Source organism: Henriciella sp. AS95 (assembly GCF_038900055.1).
Taxonomy (GTDB): Bacteria; Pseudomonadota; Alphaproteobacteria; order Caulobacterales; family Hyphomonadaceae; genus Henriciella.
The window spans coordinates 2,973,072-2,991,222 of sequence record NZ_JBBMQM010000001.1 but is presented as its reverse complement, the minus strand read 5'-3'; the positions used below and the strand labels follow the sequence as shown (position 1 = coordinate 2,991,222).

Annotated in this window: 15 protein-coding genes; 1 reads left to right on the top strand and 14 read right to left on the bottom strand. The window is 59.5% G+C overall.

From position 1 onward, the window contains the following. Positions 1–81 precede the first annotated feature (81 nt). The gene (locus WNY37_RS14455; RefSeq protein WP_342974099.1) at positions 82–831 is read right to left on the bottom strand and encodes a LytTR family DNA-binding domain-containing protein; all 750 of its coding nucleotides are present in this window, start codon (positions 829–831) and stop codon (positions 82–84) included. A 98-nt stretch (positions 832–929) separates the two neighbouring features. Here WNY37_RS14455 and WNY37_RS14450 point away from each other — a divergent pair, with 98 nt between their 5' ends. Next, entirely contained in the window at positions 930–2,108 is a 1,179-nt protein-coding gene (locus tag WNY37_RS14450) for a histidine kinase (protein WP_342974098.1), read from the top strand. A gap of 57 nt (positions 2,109–2,165) precedes the next feature. Here the strand turns inward: WNY37_RS14450 and WNY37_RS14445 are convergent, their stop codons facing one another. The 13 genes from WNY37_RS14445 to WNY37_RS14385 all read right to left on the bottom strand — a co-directional run bounded on the left by WNY37_RS14445 (position 2,166) and on the right by WNY37_RS14385 (position 17,933). Beyond that, positions 2,166–3,263 (bottom strand): acyltransferase, encoded by a 1,098-nt coding sequence (locus tag WNY37_RS14445; protein ID WP_342974097.1) that lies wholly within the window; start codon positions 3,261–3,263, stop codon positions 2,166–2,168. Positions 3,264–3,375: 112 nt separating this feature from the next. Continuing rightward, a complete protein-coding gene (locus WNY37_RS14440) occupies positions 3,376–4,749 on the bottom strand; it encodes a glycosyltransferase family 87 protein (RefSeq protein WP_342974096.1) in 1,374 nt (457 codons plus the stop codon). A gap of 24 nt (positions 4,750–4,773) precedes the next feature. Beyond that, positions 4,774–5,526 (bottom strand): SDR family NAD(P)-dependent oxidoreductase, encoded by a 753-nt coding sequence (locus WNY37_RS14435; protein WP_342974905.1) that lies wholly within the window; start codon positions 5,524–5,526, stop codon positions 4,774–4,776. A gap of 5 nt (positions 5,527–5,531) precedes the next feature. After that, positions 5,532–6,836 (bottom strand): class I adenylate-forming enzyme family protein, encoded by a 1,305-nt coding sequence (locus WNY37_RS14430; RefSeq protein ID WP_342974095.1) that lies wholly within the window; start codon positions 6,834–6,836, stop codon positions 5,532–5,534. Continuing rightward, positions 6,833–7,081, bottom strand: a complete 249-nt coding sequence (locus tag WNY37_RS14425; protein WP_342974094.1) for an acyl carrier protein — start codon at positions 7,079–7,081, stop codon at positions 6,833–6,835. Before WNY37_RS14425 ends, WNY37_RS14430 begins: the two co-directional genes overlap by 4 nt. After that, positions 7,078–8,148 carry a hypothetical protein gene (locus tag WNY37_RS14420; protein WP_342974093.1) on the bottom strand — a complete coding sequence of 357 codons (1,071 nt, stop codon included), beginning with the start codon at positions 8,146–8,148 and terminating at the stop codon, positions 7,078–7,080. The genes WNY37_RS14425 and WNY37_RS14420 overlap by 4 nt, the downstream gene beginning before the upstream one ends. Positions 8,149–8,150: 2 nt before the next feature. Beyond that, a complete protein-coding gene (locus tag WNY37_RS14415; protein WP_342974092.1) occupies positions 8,151–9,620 on the bottom strand; it encodes an MBOAT family O-acyltransferase in 1,470 nt (489 codons plus the stop codon). Positions 9,621–9,820: 200 nt separating this feature from the next. After that, positions 9,821–10,198 carry an SMR family transporter gene (locus WNY37_RS14410; protein WP_342974091.1) on the bottom strand — a complete coding sequence of 126 codons (378 nt, stop codon included), beginning with the start codon at positions 10,196–10,198 and terminating at the stop codon, positions 9,821–9,823. A 4-nt stretch (positions 10,199–10,202) separates the two neighbouring features. Beyond that, positions 10,203–11,654 carry a hypothetical protein gene (locus tag WNY37_RS14405; protein ID WP_342974090.1) on the bottom strand — a complete coding sequence of 484 codons (1,452 nt, stop codon included), beginning with the start codon at positions 11,652–11,654 and terminating at the stop codon, positions 10,203–10,205. Positions 11,655–11,665: 11 nt separating this feature from the next. Further along, complete coding sequence (locus tag WNY37_RS14400) at positions 11,666–13,201, bottom strand: UbiA family prenyltransferase (RefSeq protein ID WP_342974089.1); 1,536 nt, start codon at positions 13,199–13,201, stop codon at positions 11,666–11,668. 247 nt (positions 13,202–13,448) lie between these two features. Continuing rightward, on the bottom strand, positions 13,449–14,906 hold the full coding sequence (locus tag WNY37_RS14395) for a hypothetical protein (RefSeq protein WP_342974088.1): 1,458 nt from the start codon (positions 14,904–14,906) through the stop codon (positions 13,449–13,451). Next, entirely contained in the window at positions 14,903–16,384 is a 1,482-nt protein-coding gene (locus WNY37_RS14390; RefSeq protein WP_342974087.1) for a hypothetical protein, read from the bottom strand. Before WNY37_RS14390 ends, WNY37_RS14395 begins: the two co-directional genes overlap by 4 nt. A gap of 91 nt (positions 16,385–16,475) precedes the next feature. Then, complete coding sequence (locus WNY37_RS14385) at positions 16,476–17,933, bottom strand: hypothetical protein (RefSeq protein ID WP_342974086.1); 1,458 nt, start codon at positions 17,931–17,933, stop codon at positions 16,476–16,478. Positions 17,934–18,151 lie beyond the last annotated feature (218 nt).

The window sequence follows — 18,151 nt, the reverse complement described above, 5'->3', positions numbered from 1 at the left end:
CGCTGGGCGGGGGCAACAGGGCATGCGCCGGATTGCCGGAAACTTGCGATGAATGGGACGGCGAACCTCTGCCGGGCCGGCTCAGCGCTCGTCGATCAGGGCCTGGATCACATCCTTGTAGCTGCGGCTGGTGCGAACCTTGACGTCGCCGGTCAGGAGGATCTGGGCTTCGCCTTTCTGCAGCATGCGGATTTCCCGGATATGCGATCTGGAAATGATCGCTGAGCGATGCACGCGCACGAACTGGTCGCCGGGAAGTTCATCTTCGAGCAGCTTGATCGCGCGGCGAACGGCGGCTTCCTTTTCGCTCGTGTGGAGCAGGGAGTAGTCGCCGGCCGCCTCGATCCAGACCACGTCCTCGCGCGGGATGAAATAGTACCGGCCGGCATCCTTGATCCGCAGCATCGCCGGCTCGTCGATCTCTGCGGCTTCGATCGCGCCATTCTCGCCCGCTTCGTTGACGGCGATCAGCCGGCGCAGGCGCTCGGCCTTTTCAACGGCCTTTCCGACCCGGTGTGGATCGATCGGTTTCAGGATGTAATCGATGGCATCGATACCGAACGCTTCGACCGCATATTCCGGGTGCGCCGTTGCGAAGACGATCAGCGGTTTCGGGTCGGCCGTAATCGCTTCGGTGGCTTCCATACCGCTGAGGTCCGGCATTTCGATGTCGAGAAAGGCGAGGTCCACGCCGCCCGCATTGATCCGCTCGATGGCCTTGCGAACGGACAGGTAGGCGCCAACAATTTCGACGCTGTCGATCTCGCCAAGCATGCTTTCCATCAGCTCCAGAGCGGGCTGTTCATCGTCGCAGACAATTGTTTTCAGCATGCGCAAACGTGCTTTCTTCACTCTGGCCGGGCCCCCAGACAGCTGCTTTTGGAAAACAAACTGTTGATCGAAACGGCATTTTGCATGTCACTGTGCCCATGACTGCTATCAACGCTCCCGACGGGATGTTCAAGACTCTTGGTCTCGGCATGCAGCCGACCAACCGCCAATACTGGCTGTTCCAGATCGCTGGCTGGTCGGCCATGGCGCTGCTCAGCTATCTCAGTCTGACGGTCTGGTACAATCCCGGGCAGTGGACGCCCGTCGTGCATACCATCCTGCAGTCGGCGCTGGGTATCTTTGTCAGCCATCCGCTGCGCTGGGTCGCGTCCGGCACGTGGAAATGGCCGCTTGTGCCGCGCATTCTGGTGAATGGCGCCTGCGTGATCATAGCGTCCATCGTGTGGACCCTGCTTCGCCTTTACTCCTTCACATGGATGACCGGTGAGCCTATCCCGCTCGCCGATTGGGGCGGCTGGTGGTTTGCGTCGGTGATTGTCTTCGGCGCGTGGACGTTCTGCTACTACGCCCTGAAATATTACCAGCACTGGATCCGCGAGCATCAGCTGGCCGTCGAGGCGCAGAACACCGCTCTGAAGGCCAATGAGGTGGCTCAGCGTGAGACCTTGCGCCGGCTGGAAGCTGAAAAGCAGTTCCGTGATGCACAGCTCAGAATGCTGAAATACCAGCTCAATCCGCACTTCCTATTCAACGCCCTGAATTCGGTGTCCTGGCAGGTTCGCAAGGGCGATTCGGGCGGGGCGACCGATATGCTGGCGCGGATCGGGGACTATCTGCGCGTCACGCTCGATCACTCTGATGAGATGCAGCACACGCTCGCCGATGAGCTGGAGACGCTGGATCTGTATCTCAGCATCGAGAAAGTGCGCTTTGGCGACAGGTTACACACGCGCCTTGAGGTCGAAGATGCGGCCAGGGACGCTGTTATTCCGAGCCTGCTGTTGCAGCCGCTCTTTGAGAACAGCGTGAAATTCGCGGTCAGCAAGACGACAGAGCCGATCACAGCGTCGCTGGATGCGCGGCGTGTCGGCGATGAACTTGTCATGGTCATCGAGGATGATGGACCCGGCGTCGGCAAGCAGACATCACCATCCGACGATGCCACACGCGGCATTGGCTTGCTCAATGTCGAGGAGCGTCTGAAGTCGGCCTATGGCGAGGACTTCCGGTTTCGCCACGGGCCGATCGAGCCGCACGGTTACAAGGTCGAGATCAGTATCCCCGCAAGGGGGCGCTCGCCGCAGGACCGGTCCTGACCGGCTGCCGGCGTTAAACACTACGGCCAGCCAAGTTGAGACCGACTGATCCTGTCACTAGCCCCGGGACGGTGATTTGAAGATCACCGGTGCCGCCAGATTTGTGGCCTTGCGGAAGAAGTGGGTGATCATCCGATAGCCGATGAACACGATCAGGCAGGTCGATGGAACGACGATCCAACCGAGCCACAAATGTATGGTGCGATCCTCAATGCCCAGCGCATACAAGGCGCTCTCGGCGAAAAACAGCACCGGCATGTGCGCAATGTAGAGAGGCAGGGAAAAGTCGCCCGCCGTTTTTGCGACCTTTGCGAACTTCCCTTTCAGTTCGACTTTCAGGCCGCAGGCGAATGCGAGCGGGAAGGTGCCCACGAAAAGCGCCTGATAGCCCCACCAGGGCATCAGACCTCTCGGCGTGGCCATGATCAGCATCGGCAGAGCGGCGAGTATGATGATGGCGACCTTTGGAAAACGAACCCGTTCGACGAACCCATAGATCCGGAAGATCAGGATGCCGATGCAGATGGAAAATCCACAGCGCCAGAAATTGGATAGCTCATAGATGAGCTCATTCGGGATCATGAGTTTGGATCCGAAAAAGCCCATGAACCAGGTTGACAGGAGCGCCGCCATCAACGCTGCGAACAGCGAGATCGCCCAAGTCGGCGCGCGATACAGAAAGAAGGCGAACGCCACATATGACACGGCGATGAAGAACAGGAACCACATGGGTATGTTCAATGGATAGGCAAAGTCCGTCAGAAACAGCGACTCCGGGATCATCAGCACGTTCATTGCGAACAGGCGCCAAGTCTCAAAATCGATAAATCCGTGCGCAGCGAATGATTTCACGGCGGCATAGGCAAATCCGACAGTCGCCCCTGCGAGGATGAAGGGATAAAGCCGGAGGACGCGTTGGTAGAGGAAGACTGATTTCTTGTAGCCGTTCCGCAACTTCGACTGATACGCAAAAGCGATCACGAACCCGCTCATCATGAAGAAGTAATCGACAGCCAGATAGGCCGACGGGAACAGGTCAAAGTTCGAGAACAGACACCAATGGCACACGACGACGTAGACAGCGAGAATCCCCCGCACCAGATCGACAAAGGCAAAGTGTACTTTTTTCTTTTCGGTGGGTCCGTTCTCGGACATGGGCCACGCTCCTCGGAAAAACTTTTGACCCTTCGTGCAAACCTCATGCCTGCGTGACGGGTGTGGGCTGTCTATGTTCGCAATGTCTATTGCGGTTAATCTCGATCAAGAGTCAGGTTGTTCTTGTCCCTGGTCTCCAACGTAAAGGGGGCCTCAGAGCTGTCGGCGAAACAGTATTCGTCACCGGCTTTTCGGCGTTTAAAACTTCGTCACTCTGGCGCAAGCGCAAAACCTGGCGAACCATCAGCACCAGCAGGATGACGGCGCCGAGGAAGGGCAGCGATACGATAACGCGGCCAAATATGTCCTGGGTCAAGGCGGATGAGGATTCCCACATGAAGACGGGCTGCGCGATCAGGGCGGCAGAGAGGAGGGCAGCCAGTGTCTCGCCGCGCGCGGACATGAGCGGTGGCATCGCCTTCAGGCAGAGCGCCAGAGGGATGAAAGCCCACACGAAATAATGATTCCATGCCAGGTTCGGCAGAAGCAGAAGCGCCATCAGGACGAAGGAAAACTCCAGCGGCGCGGTTTGCGCGGGCGCCTTGCGCCGGGCGAGGATAACGAGACTCGCAACGATAATGGCCGCGGTGAGGAGCTTCAGGCCGGTTGCGAGCAGCGAAGCCGTCGCCGGAACGGTATGCGGGTTCCAGTCATTCAGCCATTCAGGCCCGACGAAAGCGCGCCCGACCGCGCCGGAGATCGACTGCACATTGTGCGCAAGGATCGTCCCGTCCAGCGCGGGCAGGATGGTCTGCTGCAACCAGATTTCATGCATGGGCCAGCCGAAGATGGCGATCGACATCAGGGTTGCGGCTGCACAGACGGCGGCGCCGGCAGCGGTGACTTTCCAGCGGCCTCGCAGGAGGGTGAAGATGCCAAACACGATCAGGGCCGGTTTGACGAGGGCCGCCAGCGCGAACAGGGCGCCTGCGCTCAGATCCTTGCCGCGCATGAATGCCATGATGCCCCAGATGATCAGGATCAGGACCATTTGAGAGGTGTTGCCATTGGCGACGCCGTAAGCGGCGGGGCCTGAGCCGATTGCCAGAAACAGGAGAAGGGCGCTTTCGGGGGCCTCAAGCTGGGCAAACCTCGCAAGCTCTCGCCAGAGCAGGATGCAGGACAGGCCACCGAGGCCAAGAAATATGAGGTCGGCGAGCCGCAAGGGCATGACCGCAAAGGGCGAAAACAGGAAGGCGACAATCGGCAGGTTTACGAAGCCATAGACACCTTTGGCCAACAGGTCTGTCAGCGCGGCATGGTCTTCAATCGCCGCCTGGCCTGCCGGATAGTACGCCTTGTTGAAGTCGGCCATCAGCCATTCAGGCGGCGGCATGTACTGAAGTAGAAGGGTCAGGACGCCGAGCACGCCGCCGCTGAGGATAATCGTATTGTATGAGGCGCCGCGCCGGCGAAGCACTTCGATGACCACCAGGCAGATGCCGAACATGAGAAGGCAGGCCGGATAGATAAAAACTGAAAGCATGATCCGTCCCCTCCCTTTCCTGGACTAGCTGCTGATGCCGCCGTCAACGAGCAGAGTCTGGCCCGTCACCATGGCCGATGCGTCGCTGAGGAAAAACCGGACAGCGTTGAGGATGTCTTGCTCGCTGGCAAGGCGGCCGAGCGGCGTGCGGTTGACGATCTGTTTCAGCTGGGACGGCGACAGCGTCGACGACATTTCGGTGGCCACATAGCCGGGCGCAACGCTGTTGACGGTGATCTGGCGACGGCCGAGTTCGCGCGCGAGGGCGCGGCTGAAACCATCCATGCCAGCCTTGGAGGCAGAATAGGATGACATGCCATTATAGCCGCGCGTGCCGATGATCGAGCTGATATTGATGATCCGGCCGCCCTCTGTCTTGCGCTTGCGCTCGAGCAGGATCTTGCTGGCCGCGCGGGCCACCTGAATCGCGCCAAGCAGGTTGATCTTGATGATCCGCTCGCTTTCGACATTGGGAAAGGATGCGAGAATACCCGCCTGCGCGATGCCGGCATTGTTGACCAGCCCCCACAATTCGTCGTAGCCGGACCACTCATTGGCGGCCTCGACAAAGGCGTCGACCTGGTCTGCCTCGCCGACTTCGCAGGCTTTCCAGAAGAAGCGGTCACCATAGTCAGCATGGCTGAGCAGGGCTTCGATATTGTCGCTCTTGCGGCGGCTACAGGTGGAGACGCGATAACCGTCTGCCAGCAGGCCCTCGATCATGGCTGCGCCAAGCCCGCGGCTTCCTCCGGTAACGATGACATGCTTGCGGGTCATGGCCATTAGCCTTTCTTGCTGGAGGCTGAAACGGCGATTTCATCGACGAATTTCAGGACACGCGGCACTGAATATCCCGGCAGCGCGGCGCGGCAGGAGGTGAGGATATCCTTCTTGGCGGCCTTCTCTTCCGTTCCCGGCTGGAGCACGACATCGGCGGCGACCAGCGCGCCTGAAACTGGGTTCGGGACGCCGTAGACGCGCGCCTCGACCACGTTCGGCCGCTGCAGGATGATCGCCTCGACCGGCAGGGGATAGACCTTTGAGCCGGCGACATTGATCGTATTGTCGTCACGCCCGAGAACCTTGACCCGGTCGCCTTCGACAACGGCGAGGTCTGCGGTGGACAGCCAGCCATCATCGAGCATGGGCTGGTCCTGTTTCGAGACGTATTCGCGCATCATGTTTGGCGTCTTGATCTGCAGGAAACCGTCGACGATGCGCAGCTGGACGCCGGTTGGCGGTTCGGTGAGCCAGGCGGCCGGAAAGCCTTCGCGGCCATCATGAACGGCGTAGACCATGCCGGCCTCGGTCGACGCATAGGTGTGCGTCATGCGGGTTTTGACGAAGGCTTTTGCGATCCGGTCCAGCGTGGCCTGGTCTGCCGCTTCTCCGCCGAGCGTGATCTGCTGCAGGTTGAGCTCTGATGGATCGGCCATCATCAGAAAGGAGCGCCAGAAGGTGGGTGTCGCGCTGACATGGGTGGCCTGCCATTTCTTCGCGGCTTGGTAGAACTGGCTCATCGTGCGCTCGACCGGCGTAATCAGGAGGCCCTCCCACAGAGCCGCCGTGAGCGTGACCTGCAGGCCGGCGAAGCCGGTCGGCTGATAGGTCAGAAGCCAGCGGCCGCCGCCTTCCGGGCGACGTCTCTGGCCGGACTGGGCCTTCGAGATCAGGCTGGCGAGGCTGTGCGAGGCGATCTTGGGCATGCCCGTCGTGCCGGATGTCATCATGAAGATGCGGCCAGCCGGCGTGATCTGTTTCACGCCGTCGCGGGCCCGCCATTCGCCGGGCGCTGTTACCACGGCTTCGACGCCTTGCTCTGCGCTCAGGGCTTCGATCTGGTCGGCGCTGAGGCTGGTATGGGCAATGTAGAGATCGCCGCCGAAATCCTGCGCGGCCAGGATGGCTTGCAGGATCAGGGCTGACTCATCGCTGTGCACGAGGAACCGCCGGATGCCCGCACCCGACAGCGCATCGCGCAGATCGTCCGCGCCTGCCCGGATCGCACCGCGCGTGTGGGACTCCTCGCCCCTCGTGACCGCAAGCGTGTCATCGCCTGCCGCGAATATCAGCCCCGGTGCACTCATTTCTGGGCGTAGAGCTTTGTCAGTTCGCCAACGGTCTTGAACTCGATGAAGCCCTTGTCGAACGGGTCATGGCCGATGCGGCCTTCGAGGTCTGAGACCATGGTCGCGAGATCGAGGGAATCGATGCCGAGATCGTCGCCGAGAATTTCGGTCTCTGGCGTGATTTCAGGCACGTCGAGGCCCTTGTCATCAAGAATTTCGCTGATCGTATCGACGATGATTTTGTAGATTTCCTGTTCGGTCACGAGGACTCTCCTTGTTGTGCAGTTGCCCGGCAATCGGGCGTTGATCCGAGAACGGTTTGAATATCGTCAGCCACCATCTGGCTGCGCTCGGCACGAGTGGTGGTTTTCAGGTGGTAGACAGTGTCGAAGAAATAGTCGGCGTCGAAGACGAAGGCTTCCGGCGCTCGGGGCGCGTTGACGGCATCTTCGCCGCTCGTCAGCTGGCGGTGCGCCTCATCAATGACGGCCTTTTGCTCTTCGTAATAGGACCGCATGGTGGGCGTATAAGAGACGACGACCGTGATATCGCGCGCGGCCATGTCGGCGGAAAAGCCTTTGATGAGGTCGATCAGCGGCTCTTCGAGGCCATGCGCAGCGAGGTCGGCGCCCGGCTCATAGGCGAGTTCCCAGACAACGCCTTCGTGGCTGTTGAGATCACCCTGCTCATCGAACCCGTCCAGCACCTCGATCTGATCGAGCACGGTGGATCCGACAACGCGATCACCGCCCGAGGGCATGATGCCGCGCAGCGTGTCGTCTATGACGCGGAAAAGCTTGGTCTGTGCCACATAAGGCAGGTTGGACGCTGCCATGGCCATCTGCTTGGGCGTCAGCCGCGAGATCGCTGACGGGTTCGTCCTGGAGACCGCAAACAGATCCTTGCCGGCACCGTCGACGGTTTTGGCGTAGTTGTCCCACTCAAAGGCGAGAACGACGATGTCGCCATCCCTGAGCCGGGGTTTGACTTCGTTCAGCATGTACCGCACGCCGAAATAGCCGTTCATGCCCATATTGACCGTCGGGCAGCCCGTCGCGTCCTGGATCACATCGCTTTCCATGCCATAGGCAAGGTTGGAGCCGCCAACGAGGACGACCTTGCGGCCTTCTATGGCGGCGAGGCGGTCATTCTTCAGCAGCGTTGCTTTGGAATAGTCATTCTTGTCCGGTATCATCAGGATGATGGCCATCAGGCTGGCGAGGATCGCGATAGCGAGCACAAGCAGTTCGCCGATCAGGCGGAGCGGGCCCTTGTGAGGGGCGTCGGTTTCCAGATCGGCTGCGGTGTCCAAAGTGTGTTGCTGTGCCATGATCAGAACCTGAAATAGATGAACTTCTGGTCGAGATTGTAGTAGGCGCCGAGCACCACGACCGAGAAGGTCGCTGCATAGATCAGACCAGCGCGCTGCCAGGACTGAAGCGACATGTACATGTCGGTGAGCTTGGCGTGGTTCTTGTGGAACTCAGGCGCCATGATGATGATGATGCCGAGCAGGGCGAGCCCCATCTCGAGATATTTGCCATCGATCACAGCCCGCACGCCGCCAACAATATCGCCCCAGCCGGTCAGGCTGTGCGCGATGATGTAGCCCGCGTCTGCGAGGTCATTGGCGCGGAAGAAGATGTAGGAGAAACAGACCAGGAAGAAGGTCACTGAAATCTTCAGCGCCTTGTAGGTCTGCTTGCGCTTGTTGAGGCCGATCTTCTTGGCGAACTTGTTCCAGCGTTTCTGGAGCAGCAGCGAGACGACGATATAGGTGCCGTGCAGCGTGCCCCAGACGATGAAGGTCCATGCGGCACCGTGCCAGAACCCGCTGACGACAAAGGTCAGCATCATGCCGAGCAGCATGAGATTGTACATTTTGAGCCCGGTCCAGCGGCTGCGCGTGAACGGGGTGTAGACATAATCGTTCAGCCAGTTGGTGAGCGAAATGTGCCAGCGCTTCCAGAAATCCTGGATGGAGCGGGCGAAATATGGACGATTGAAGTTCGGCACGAGCTTGATGCCGAAGACCATGGCTGCGCCGAGGGCGATGTCGGTGTAGCCGGAAAAGTCGAAATAGAGCTGGAAGGCGTAAAGCCAGGTGGCGAACACCGTGGACACGCCTTCAAAGTCATGAGGCGCGTTGTAGACCCGGTCGACGAAGGGCGCGATGCGGTCAGCGACGACGACTTTCTTGAAAGCGCCCCACAGCATGAGCTGCAGGCCTGCCGTCACGGCGGCGTAGCTGAAGCTGATCATCGGGGCGCGCAATTGGGGAATGAGGTTCTTGGTGCGCTCGATCGGCCCGGCAATCATCTTCGGGAAGAAGAAGACGAAGACGCCGAACACGGTCCAGTTCCGCTCTGCCGGTTCGCCGCGGTAAACGTCGATCAGATAGCCGATCAGAAGGAAGGAATAGAAGGAGATGCCCAGCGGCAGGATGATGTTCAGGACCGGCACATCATAAGCGGCACCGAACCATCCGAAGATCGAGCGGAAGGTCTCATTGAAGAAGGAGGTGTATTTGAAGGCGACGAGGTTCAGGACATGCCCGACCACGGCGATGATCAGCAGTCTCTGCTTCTTCTTCGGGTCTTCTGTTTCCTCGATCCCGATCGCGACGAAATAGGTAATGATGCCGACGGCTGCGAGGTGAAGCAGCATGAGGGGAGAGGTGTAGCCATAGAAAAACAGGCTGGCGCCCAACAGCAACGGCAGGCGCAGCTTTTGCGGCGCACACATATACGCAACAACGGTAGCGGCGAAAAACGCCACGAACTCTAAGGAGTTAAAAAGCACGCCTTAATTCACCGACCGAAGCCGTCCCCCACAGTCTAGTCCCTACTGGCGTACGAAGTCCTGAAAGCGTTCAGAAGTCCCCACGCACGCGCCATGTCCCAAATGGCGCCTGCCAGATGAAGCTAACCTCAAACAACCCAGCAGGCAATCGATTTGCGGCGGCGCACCATCGATTTAATGCAATGCCTGTGCCGCATGATTCAGCCCTGCGAGGCCACGCACAATATGCCGAGAATGATGAGCCCGACACCGATCGCGGCGCTCGTCGAGACCGTCTCTCCGAACAGGGTGAGGCCGGCCAGGACCGTGACGCCGATCCCCAATGCGACGAAGGGGTAGGCCGAAGAAAGCGGAACCCTGGACAGGACGAAGAGCCAGAACAGGGCGCTCAGGCCGAAACAGAACAGACCGCCAATGACCATGGGTGAGGTCAGTATCGTCAGGAAGATGGTCGGCACGTCGCCGCTCATCAGGCTGGCCTGCATTTTCGGCGCGATCATCCCTTTCTTGAGAATGATCTGTGAGCCGGACGAAAGCGAGACACTGATCAGGATGAACAGAAGGAGTTGTGGTGACATGGGTTCAGGTAACCTTGCAGGCTGCGATATCCTCAGGCGGGAAATCGGGCTTATCGGGATTGGCGTTGCGCTGGACGCCGGATTTCAGGACGTCCCAGGATTGCCAATACTGGACGGACTCGAGGCCTGCTAGACAATTGGTCGTCTCAATCGTCTCTTGCAGGCGTTGTTCGTTATTGATGGCACCGAAGGCGATCACCACGCTGGCGAGGCCGACAGCGACCGACTTGTATGGCGCGAACCAGGCGCAGCTGGCGAAGAGCAGGATGAGCGGCATGAAGTGCAGGCTGTAGAGGAAGGTCACCTCGCCATAGATGCTGTAGAGCGCGGTCTGCGACAGGAGCATCAGCCCCGCGCCGGCAAGCGGGAGTCTCAATTCGGGGCGGCGGAACGCGCCCCAGATGCCGAGGCCGAAGAGGACGATCCAGGCCGAAACAGCAATGACGGGGGCCAGTTCGCCTTTTGGGAAGCCCGTTGACTGGTTTGTTGTGACGAGTTCGACGCCGTTCTGGTGTTCGACATCCACAGGCATCGCAACCACGGTCGTGACGTACATGCTGCGAAGATTGCTGAGCGGCTTCCAGCCTTGTTCGTAATCGCCCCGATCTTCCATCGTGGGCTGGATGTAGTTCATTTCATAGGCGACGAGCTTGGGATTAAAGAACAGCCCGGCCTTGGCGAAGGTCGCGTTCTGGACGACGGCGAGCACGCCCACCACGGCCAGTGAAGCGGCAGTGATGACGAGGAACGGCTTCAGCTTTTGCCGAACGGCGGTAGCGATGAGGCCGAACACCCAGTTCGGTGTCGTCAGGCCGAGTGTCAGGACGTTGAGAACAATCCACCAGGCCCAGTGTGCCGTTTTGATACGGAACATCATGAACATGGCGAGCAGGAGGCTGAAGCCGGCGAAGGGGAACAGCTCAATGATCCCGCTCCAGAATACGAAGGACGCGCTTGCCATGAACAGCACGGTGAAGAGGGCGCCGACGGGCCGCGGGAGGCCGAGCAGCCTGATGATGAGGCTGAACAGGGCGACATTCACGCCCATGATCAGCACGACAAGCGTTGCGGCGGCGTGGATCGGCCCAAGACCAAACGCCATCAGTACGGCGGTGAAGGGGTAGATCAGGATCGAGGCAATCGGGTGGACAGACGTGCGCGCATGGGCGCCGCCTGTGCTTGTCATATTGTCTGCGACCCGGCCGATATCGGCTTGCAGGAAGATGCTGAGATGGGTGTTGATCGCGTCGATGCGCTGGGTCTGGGTGAACGCCCAGATGCATACGGCCATGCCAATGAGACCGAGACCGATCGCGATGCTGATGTCACGTCTTTCCAGGGGCAGCCGGCCGGGTTTGATGGAGCGGTCGATTTTCTCCCACAGGCCATCCAGCCCCAGGCGGCCGATCGAGCCGTCATAGACCGTGTCGAAAAGCGAGCGGACAGCCGTGATCATGGTGCAGGTGCCTAGCCGAACGTGAAGGGCAGCTTGACCATTGCAGCGACCATGACCGCTGCGACGGCAAGCATTGTCAGCCGGCTGTTGCGATCTTTCAGCGCGAAGACGATCGGGTCGTCATGCATCGCCCGACGGTGCGCCAGCATGAGCGCGCGGCCGAGCCAGTAGAGCAGCAACGGACAGATGAGCCAGAGGAGCAGCGGGTTGGCATAGAGAGAGGCCACCTCGTCATCGGAGACGTAGAGGGCAAACACGGTCACCGCGTTGAAACCGGCGGCAGCGGCGAGCGTCGCGATGATGGGCAGGTCGGATTTGCGATAGTTCCGGTTCGTTGGATCCGGCATGTCATTGTCAAACCGGACGACCAGTTCGGTGTATCGCTTGATCAGCGCCAGACAGGTGAAGACGAAAAGCGAAAAGGCGAGCAGCCATTCCGAAACGGCGAGCGACAGCGCCGCCGCCCCGCCAAGAACGCGGACGGTGTACAAGCCAGCCAGCGCCACAACGTCGACCAGGAGCTTGCGCTTCAGGCTGAACGTGTAGGCCGTGGTGAGGCAGAGATAGCCGACGAGCACAGCCAGGAAGATCGGGTTGATGAACCAGGCCCCCACCAGCGCGATGGTCAGCATGACGGGAATGGCCATCACGGCCGACAGGATCGGCATGGTTCCAGCCGCCAGGGGCCGGAACTTCTTGCTTGGGTGCTGGCGGTCCGCATCGATATCGACCGCGTCATTGATGATGTAGATGGACGATGCTGTCAGCGAGAAGGCGAAGAAGGCGCCGATGCCGAGTAGGACCGACTGCACATCGAAATTCTGTGAGGTGAGCAGGGGCACCATGACGAGGCCGTTTTTGGCCCACTGGTGAACGCGCAGCATCTTGATCCAGGTCTTGAGCCTGGATGGCAGGGTCTCGATGATGGTCGCTTGTGGCGAGCGCTTCTTCAGTTTGGACTTCACGCTGGAGGGCGGATTAACCGCGATCGCGTCATGCGCATCGGCCCAGACCTTCAGGTCGACCGCTTCGTTACCGATATAGTCGAACCCGCCGGCGCCGAATTTGTCGACCAGGAGCTGGCGCTTTGCGGAGCCGGACAGGTTGGTCTTGTCGTTTGTCGCAAACCAGCCATCGAAAAGGCCGAGATGGTCTGCAATCGCACCGACATATTTTTCGTGAGAGGCGGAGGCGAGATAAACAGCGCGGCCCTCGTCGCGTGCCTGACGGATGACCGCCAGCACTTCTTCCTCGTAAGGCAGATGAGCGATATCAATATCAGATCGGTCGGCGACGTAATTCTTGAGCCCGGCCTTACCTTTCCCGAACAGGGTGGTCACCAGGCTGAAGATGGCGAACGGGTTCTTGCCCAACAGGGCGAAAGCCGACTCGACCAGAATGTCGGACCGGATCAGCGTCCCGTCGAGATCGACGATGAGCGGGCGTTTTTCCAGCGCGCTTGTCTCATTTGCAGACGTTTCAGGCTGAAAATCGCCGGCAACGTCGCCCGCACCGCTCGTAACGGTTCCTGCAACTTCAGATGTCATTTTCCCCACTCCCACTCCGATTTGTCCCCTACGGAGTAGCCATCTCGATTTGTAGCGTCAGAGGTCTGTTACCGCAACTACAATTCTAACTATCTCGTAATACGAGCGTGGCCGATGCAATATCACTGCCAGACATTTGTCCGTGAATTATCCGGGGCGCTTCAAAAGCGGTCGCAGCCGATCTGAAGTGACAAAATTATGCGCGCGCAGGTGGAAATGATCCGGCGCGCTTCGCTCGGTGAGCAGACTAGGATGGGGTTTTGGTGCCGCAGATGTCCGTCGTATCGACCCGTAATTCCGGATAGTCGGCGGGGTCGAAATCGAGGCCGTGTCTGGCGGTTTCCCATGTCTGCAGTCGTTTCACCGTTTCGAAGTCGGACAGGCAGTCGGCGACTTGTACCGTCTGTTGAAGACGGCGCTCATTATTGATGGCGCCGAAGACGACAACCAGGCTGGCGAGGACGGGGGCAACCGGTTTCCAGGGGATGAACCAGGCGCAGCTCGCAAACAGGATGAGCAATGGCATCACGTTGAGGCTGTAGAGGAAGGTCACTTCGCCGTAGAGCAAGTGGAGCATGGTCTGCATGAGCAACATCAGGCCGGCGCCCAGCAGCGGAAGCCGCAAATCCCTTCGCAGAACGGCACCCCAGATGCCAAGCCCGAACAGAAGAACCCATGCGGCGACCGCTATGAGCGGCGAAATCTCGCCTTCCGGGAAGCCGGAATTCTGATTGGTGGTCGCCAGGTGCATCATGGTCTGCTGCTGCACATAGACAGGCATGCCGACAACGGTCGTTACATAGAGGCTGCGAAGATTGGAGGTCGGCTGCCAGCCTTCCTCATACGTCCCCTCTGCTTCCATTGTCGGCTGCAGGAACTGGGTTTCGCGCAGGAGCGGCTTTGGATTGAAGAACAGGGCGGCCTTGTCGAAGGTCGCGTTCTGGATGATCGACAGCACCACGACCAGCGAGAAGGATGCAATCAGGATTGTCAGAAATGGCTTCAGCTTGAGCCGGACCGCCATCGCGATCACGCCGAAGACCCAGTTCGTTATCAGAAAGCCGAGCGAGAGGACGCTGACGACCATCCACCATCCCCAATGGGCGGTCTGGACCCGCAGCATCATGAACAGGGACAGCACCAGCGCGAAGCAGGAAAACGGGTAGCTTTCGACCACGCCGCTCCAGAAAATGAAGCCTGCTGTCGAAACGAAGACAAGCGTGAAGATCGCGGCCACAAGGCGCGGCAGGCCGAGGAGCCTCACCGTCAGGCTGAACAGCGCAGCGTTGGCGCCCATGATCATGACCACAAGTGCCTTTGCGGCGAGGAGCGGTTCAACTCCCAGGATCGTCAGCAATTTCCCGAACGGATAAAGCAGGATCGAGAAGATGGGGTGGACGGAGGTTCGTCCATGGGCGCCGCCTGTCGTGACCATGTTTTCAGCTGAACGGGTGACATCGGCCTGGAACCAGAGATTAAAGGTCGCGTGGATGTCAGGGGCGTGATTGGTCTGAAGGAATGCCCAGATGGAAACAGCGGCGCCGATGAGGCCGAGCCCGATGGCCATCAGAATATCGGTCCGCGACAGCGTCTGCCTTGTGGCGGGCAAGGTGCGGTCGACACGGTCCCAAAGGCGCGTGACCCAGAGCTTGCCGATCGTGGCATCGAACAGGGCGTTGTATCGCGATTGCAGCGCCTGGATCATGTGTCTGCGCCTCGGCTTGTCGCTGGGGCGACGTAAAGCGCCTTGCAGCGCTCATCGATTTTGATGTCGAGGTGGGCGTCCCGCGCTTCGCCGACGGTTTCAGTCTTGATGATGTCCCAGTTCTGATGGGTTCTGACGACCTCATTGTCCGCCAGACAATCAGTGAGATTGATCGTCTGCTGCAGGCGGCGTTCATTGTTGATGCCGCCGAAGACGATAACGAGGCTGGCCAGTGCGACTGCCGCCTGTTTCCACGGGACAAACCAGGCGCAGCTGGCAAACAGGATGAGCAGCGGCATGAAGTTGAGGCTGTAGAGAAAGGTCACTTCGCCGTAGATGAGGTGAAGCCCCGTTTGCACGAGAAGCATCAGCCCCGCGCCGATGAGCGGGAGCCTGATGTCCCGGCGCAGAATGGTGCCCCAGAGGCCCAGTCCAAAAAGAAGGACCCATGCCGCGATCGCAATCAGCGGCGAAATTTCATCTTTCGGGAGGCCCGAATTCTGGTTGGTTGTGGTCAGACGCCCATAGCCCTGTTGTTGCGGGTAGGCGGGCATCGCGACGACCGAGGTGACATAGATGCTGCGCAGATTGGAGACAGGCTGCCAGCCTTCTTCATAGGTGCCGTCCGCCGCCATGCTGGTTTGCAGGAAATGCGTCTCGTGCATCAACGGCTTGGGATTGAAGAAGAACGACGCCTTGCTGAACGCGGCGTTCTGGGCGATCGACAGGGCGACTGCGGCCGTGAGCGAAATGATCACGACGGATACGAAGGGCTTGAGCTTCAGGCGCACGGCCATGGCGATCAGGCCGAAGACCCAGTTGGTGATGAGAAAGCCGAGCGAGAGCAAACTCACCAGCACCCACCATCCCCAGTGGGCGGTGTTGATGCGGAGCATCATGAAGAGCGACAGGATGAGCGCGAAACCGGAGAACTGGAAGCTTTCGACGATACCGCTCCAGAACATGAAGCTCGCCGTCGCGATGAAGAGCAGGGTGAAGGCAGCGACCACCAGGCGCGGCAGGCCGAGAAGGCGCACCGTCAGGCTGAAAAGCGCGGCATTCGCGCCCATAATCAGGACAATCAGCGTTTTTGCGGCCATCAGCGGGTCCATGCCCGCGACGGTCAGCAGCTTGCCAAACGGATAGAGCAGGATGGACAGAACCGGATGAACGGCGGTGCGGCTGTTATTGCCAGCCGTTGAGACCATGTTCTCCGCCAGCCGCGGCACATCAGCCTGAAGCCAGAGGCTCGACATCTGATGAATATCCGGCGCGCGGCCGGTCTGCATGAAGGCCCAGATCGAGACAGCGATACCGACCAGGCCGAAGCCGAGCGCCATGAGCGTATCTGACCGCGACAGGGCCTGGCGCGTGGTGGAGGGAGCCCGGTCCACCGCGTCCCATGTCCGGGTGACCCAGAGCTTGCCGACCGTGGCATCGAACAGCCAGTTATATCGTGTCTGTATAGCGCTGATCACGTAGGCAATTTCCGAACTGTTGGACGTGCATTGAGGGTCGTTTATTCAAGTCTCATGCCGCCGAGAGATGATATTGCGTTGCGATGCGCCCTTATCTGGGCGTTTTCGTTCCGCACAAATCCACTGTATCGACCTGAAGCCCGTCATAGTCCGTCAGCTCCGGCCCATTATTGGCTCTGATATAGTCCCAGGTCTGCAAGGCCTTCACGGAGTCGACATCGGCCAGACAGTCGGCGACGTCGATGGTCTCCTGAAAGCGGCTCGTATTGTTGATGACGCCAAACACCAGGACCAGTCCAGCCGCCACGATTGAAACCGTGCGATAGGGGGAGAACCATGAGCAGCTCGCAAACAGGATGAGCAGCGGCATGAAGCTCATGCTGTAGAGGAATGTCACTTCGCCGTAGATGAGGTGGAGGAGGGTCTGCAGGACCAGGGCGGCCCCCGCCCCAATCAGAGGCAATCGCAGATCCTTGCGTAAAACCGCGCCCCATAGCCCCAGGCCAAAGAGCAAGACCCATGCGATCACGGCGATGACGGGGGAGAGTTCGCCCTCCGGAAAGCTGGAATTCTGGTTGGTCGTCGCAAGGCGCATATGGGTCTGCTGCTGGATGTAGACCGGCATGGCGACGACGGTTGTCACGTACGTGCTGCGCAGATTGTTGAGCGGCCGCCAGCCTTCTTCGTAGATTCCCTTTTCTTCCATGGCCGGCTGGAAATAATTGGCCTCACGCGTCAGCGTATGCGGATTGATGAAAATCGCCGCTTTCTCAAAGCTCGTATTCTGAAGCACCGACAGCATGACCGTCAGCACGAAGGAGGCGGCGGCGATTGTGACGAAAGGCTTGAGCTTCAGCCGGACGGCCATCGCGATGAGACCGAACATCCAGTTGGTGACGAGGAAGCCGATGGACAGCACATTGACCGCGATCCACCAGGCCCAGTGAGCCGTCTTCACCCGGAACATCATGAACAGGGATATCAGGACGCCGAAACAGGAAAACGGAAAGCTCTCGACCAGGGCGCCCCAGAACAGGAAGCTGGCCGTCGCCATGAAAAGCGTCGTGAACAGCGCCACGGCAATCCGCGGCAGGCCGAGCAGACGTATCGTCAGGCTGAAAAGCGCGGCGTTCACACCCATCATGACAATGATGAGGGATTTTGCCGCCGCCAAAGGCTCCATGCCGAGGGCGGTCAGCAATCCACCAAATGGAAAGATCAGGATTGAGAAGACGGGATGCACCGATGTGCGGCCGTGATCCCCGCTGGTCGTGACCATGTTTTCGGCCACGCGGGGCGCATCGGCGTGTAGCCACAAATTGAACGTGGTGTGGAGTTCAGCCACGCGATTGGTCTGGGAAAAGGCCCAGAGCGAGATCGCAGCGCCAAGGACGCCAAAGGCGAGCGCCAGCAGTATGTCCGCTCTGACAAGAGGCCGGCGGCCGGCGGGTATTGTCCGGTCAATACCGTTCCAGACTCTTGCGATCCACAGCTTGCCGAGCGTTGCATCGAACAACGTATTGTATCGGTTCTGCAGGGCGGAAATCATGCAATTGCTCCAGCAGAAAATGCTGACAGCACTATTTTCGCCGCACCGCGCCGCGCGCGATGGCCGTGTTCAAATCTCAATGTCCCACCCACCTACATCGTCCCCATCGAGGTAACCGTCAAAGTCCTGAGGCTACCAGTCAGCTGAACATATAGCTCATCAGAATCAGCCTTAAGCGGTTCGTTCCAGCAATCAACTAATATCTCTTTATGCGTGAA

Coding starts and splice junctions, on each gene's coding strand:
- WNY37_RS14400 (WP_342974089.1), bottom strand. CDS start 13,201: ATGACATCTGAAGTTGCAGGAACCGTTACGAGCGGTGCGGGCGACGTT.
- WNY37_RS14445 (WP_342974097.1), bottom strand. CDS start 3,263: ATGTCCGAGAACGGACCCACCGAAAAGAAAAAAGTACACTTTGCCTTT.
- WNY37_RS14410 (WP_342974091.1), bottom strand. CDS start 10,198: ATGTCACCACAACTCCTTCTGTTCATCCTGATCAGTGTCTCGCTTTCG.
- WNY37_RS14455 (WP_342974099.1), bottom strand. CDS start 831: ATGCTGAAAACAATTGTCTGCGACGATGAACAGCCCGCTCTGGAGCTG.
- WNY37_RS14450 (WP_342974098.1), top strand. CDS start 930: ATGACTGCTATCAACGCTCCCGACGGGATGTTCAAGACTCTTGGTCTC.
- WNY37_RS14405 (WP_342974090.1), bottom strand. CDS start 11,654: ATGATCACGGCTGTCCGCTCGCTTTTCGACACGGTCTATGACGGCTCG.
- WNY37_RS14385 (WP_342974086.1), bottom strand. CDS start 17,933: ATGATTTCCGCCCTGCAGAACCGATACAATACGTTGTTCGATGCAACG.
- WNY37_RS14420 (WP_342974093.1), bottom strand. CDS start 8,148: ATGGCACAGCAACACACTTTGGACACCGCAGCCGATCTGGAAACCGAC.
- WNY37_RS14430 (WP_342974095.1), bottom strand. CDS start 6,836: ATGAGTGCACCGGGGCTGATATTCGCGGCAGGCGATGACACGCTTGCG.
- WNY37_RS14435 (WP_342974905.1), bottom strand. CDS start 5,526: ATGACCCGCAAGCATGTCATCGTTACCGGAGGAAGCCGCGGGCTTGGC.
- WNY37_RS14395 (WP_342974088.1), bottom strand. CDS start 14,906: ATGATCCAGGCGCTGCAATCGCGATACAACGCCCTGTTCGATGCCACG.
- WNY37_RS14440 (WP_342974096.1), bottom strand. CDS start 4,749: ATGCTTTCAGTTTTTATCTATCCGGCCTGCCTTCTCATGTTCGGCATC.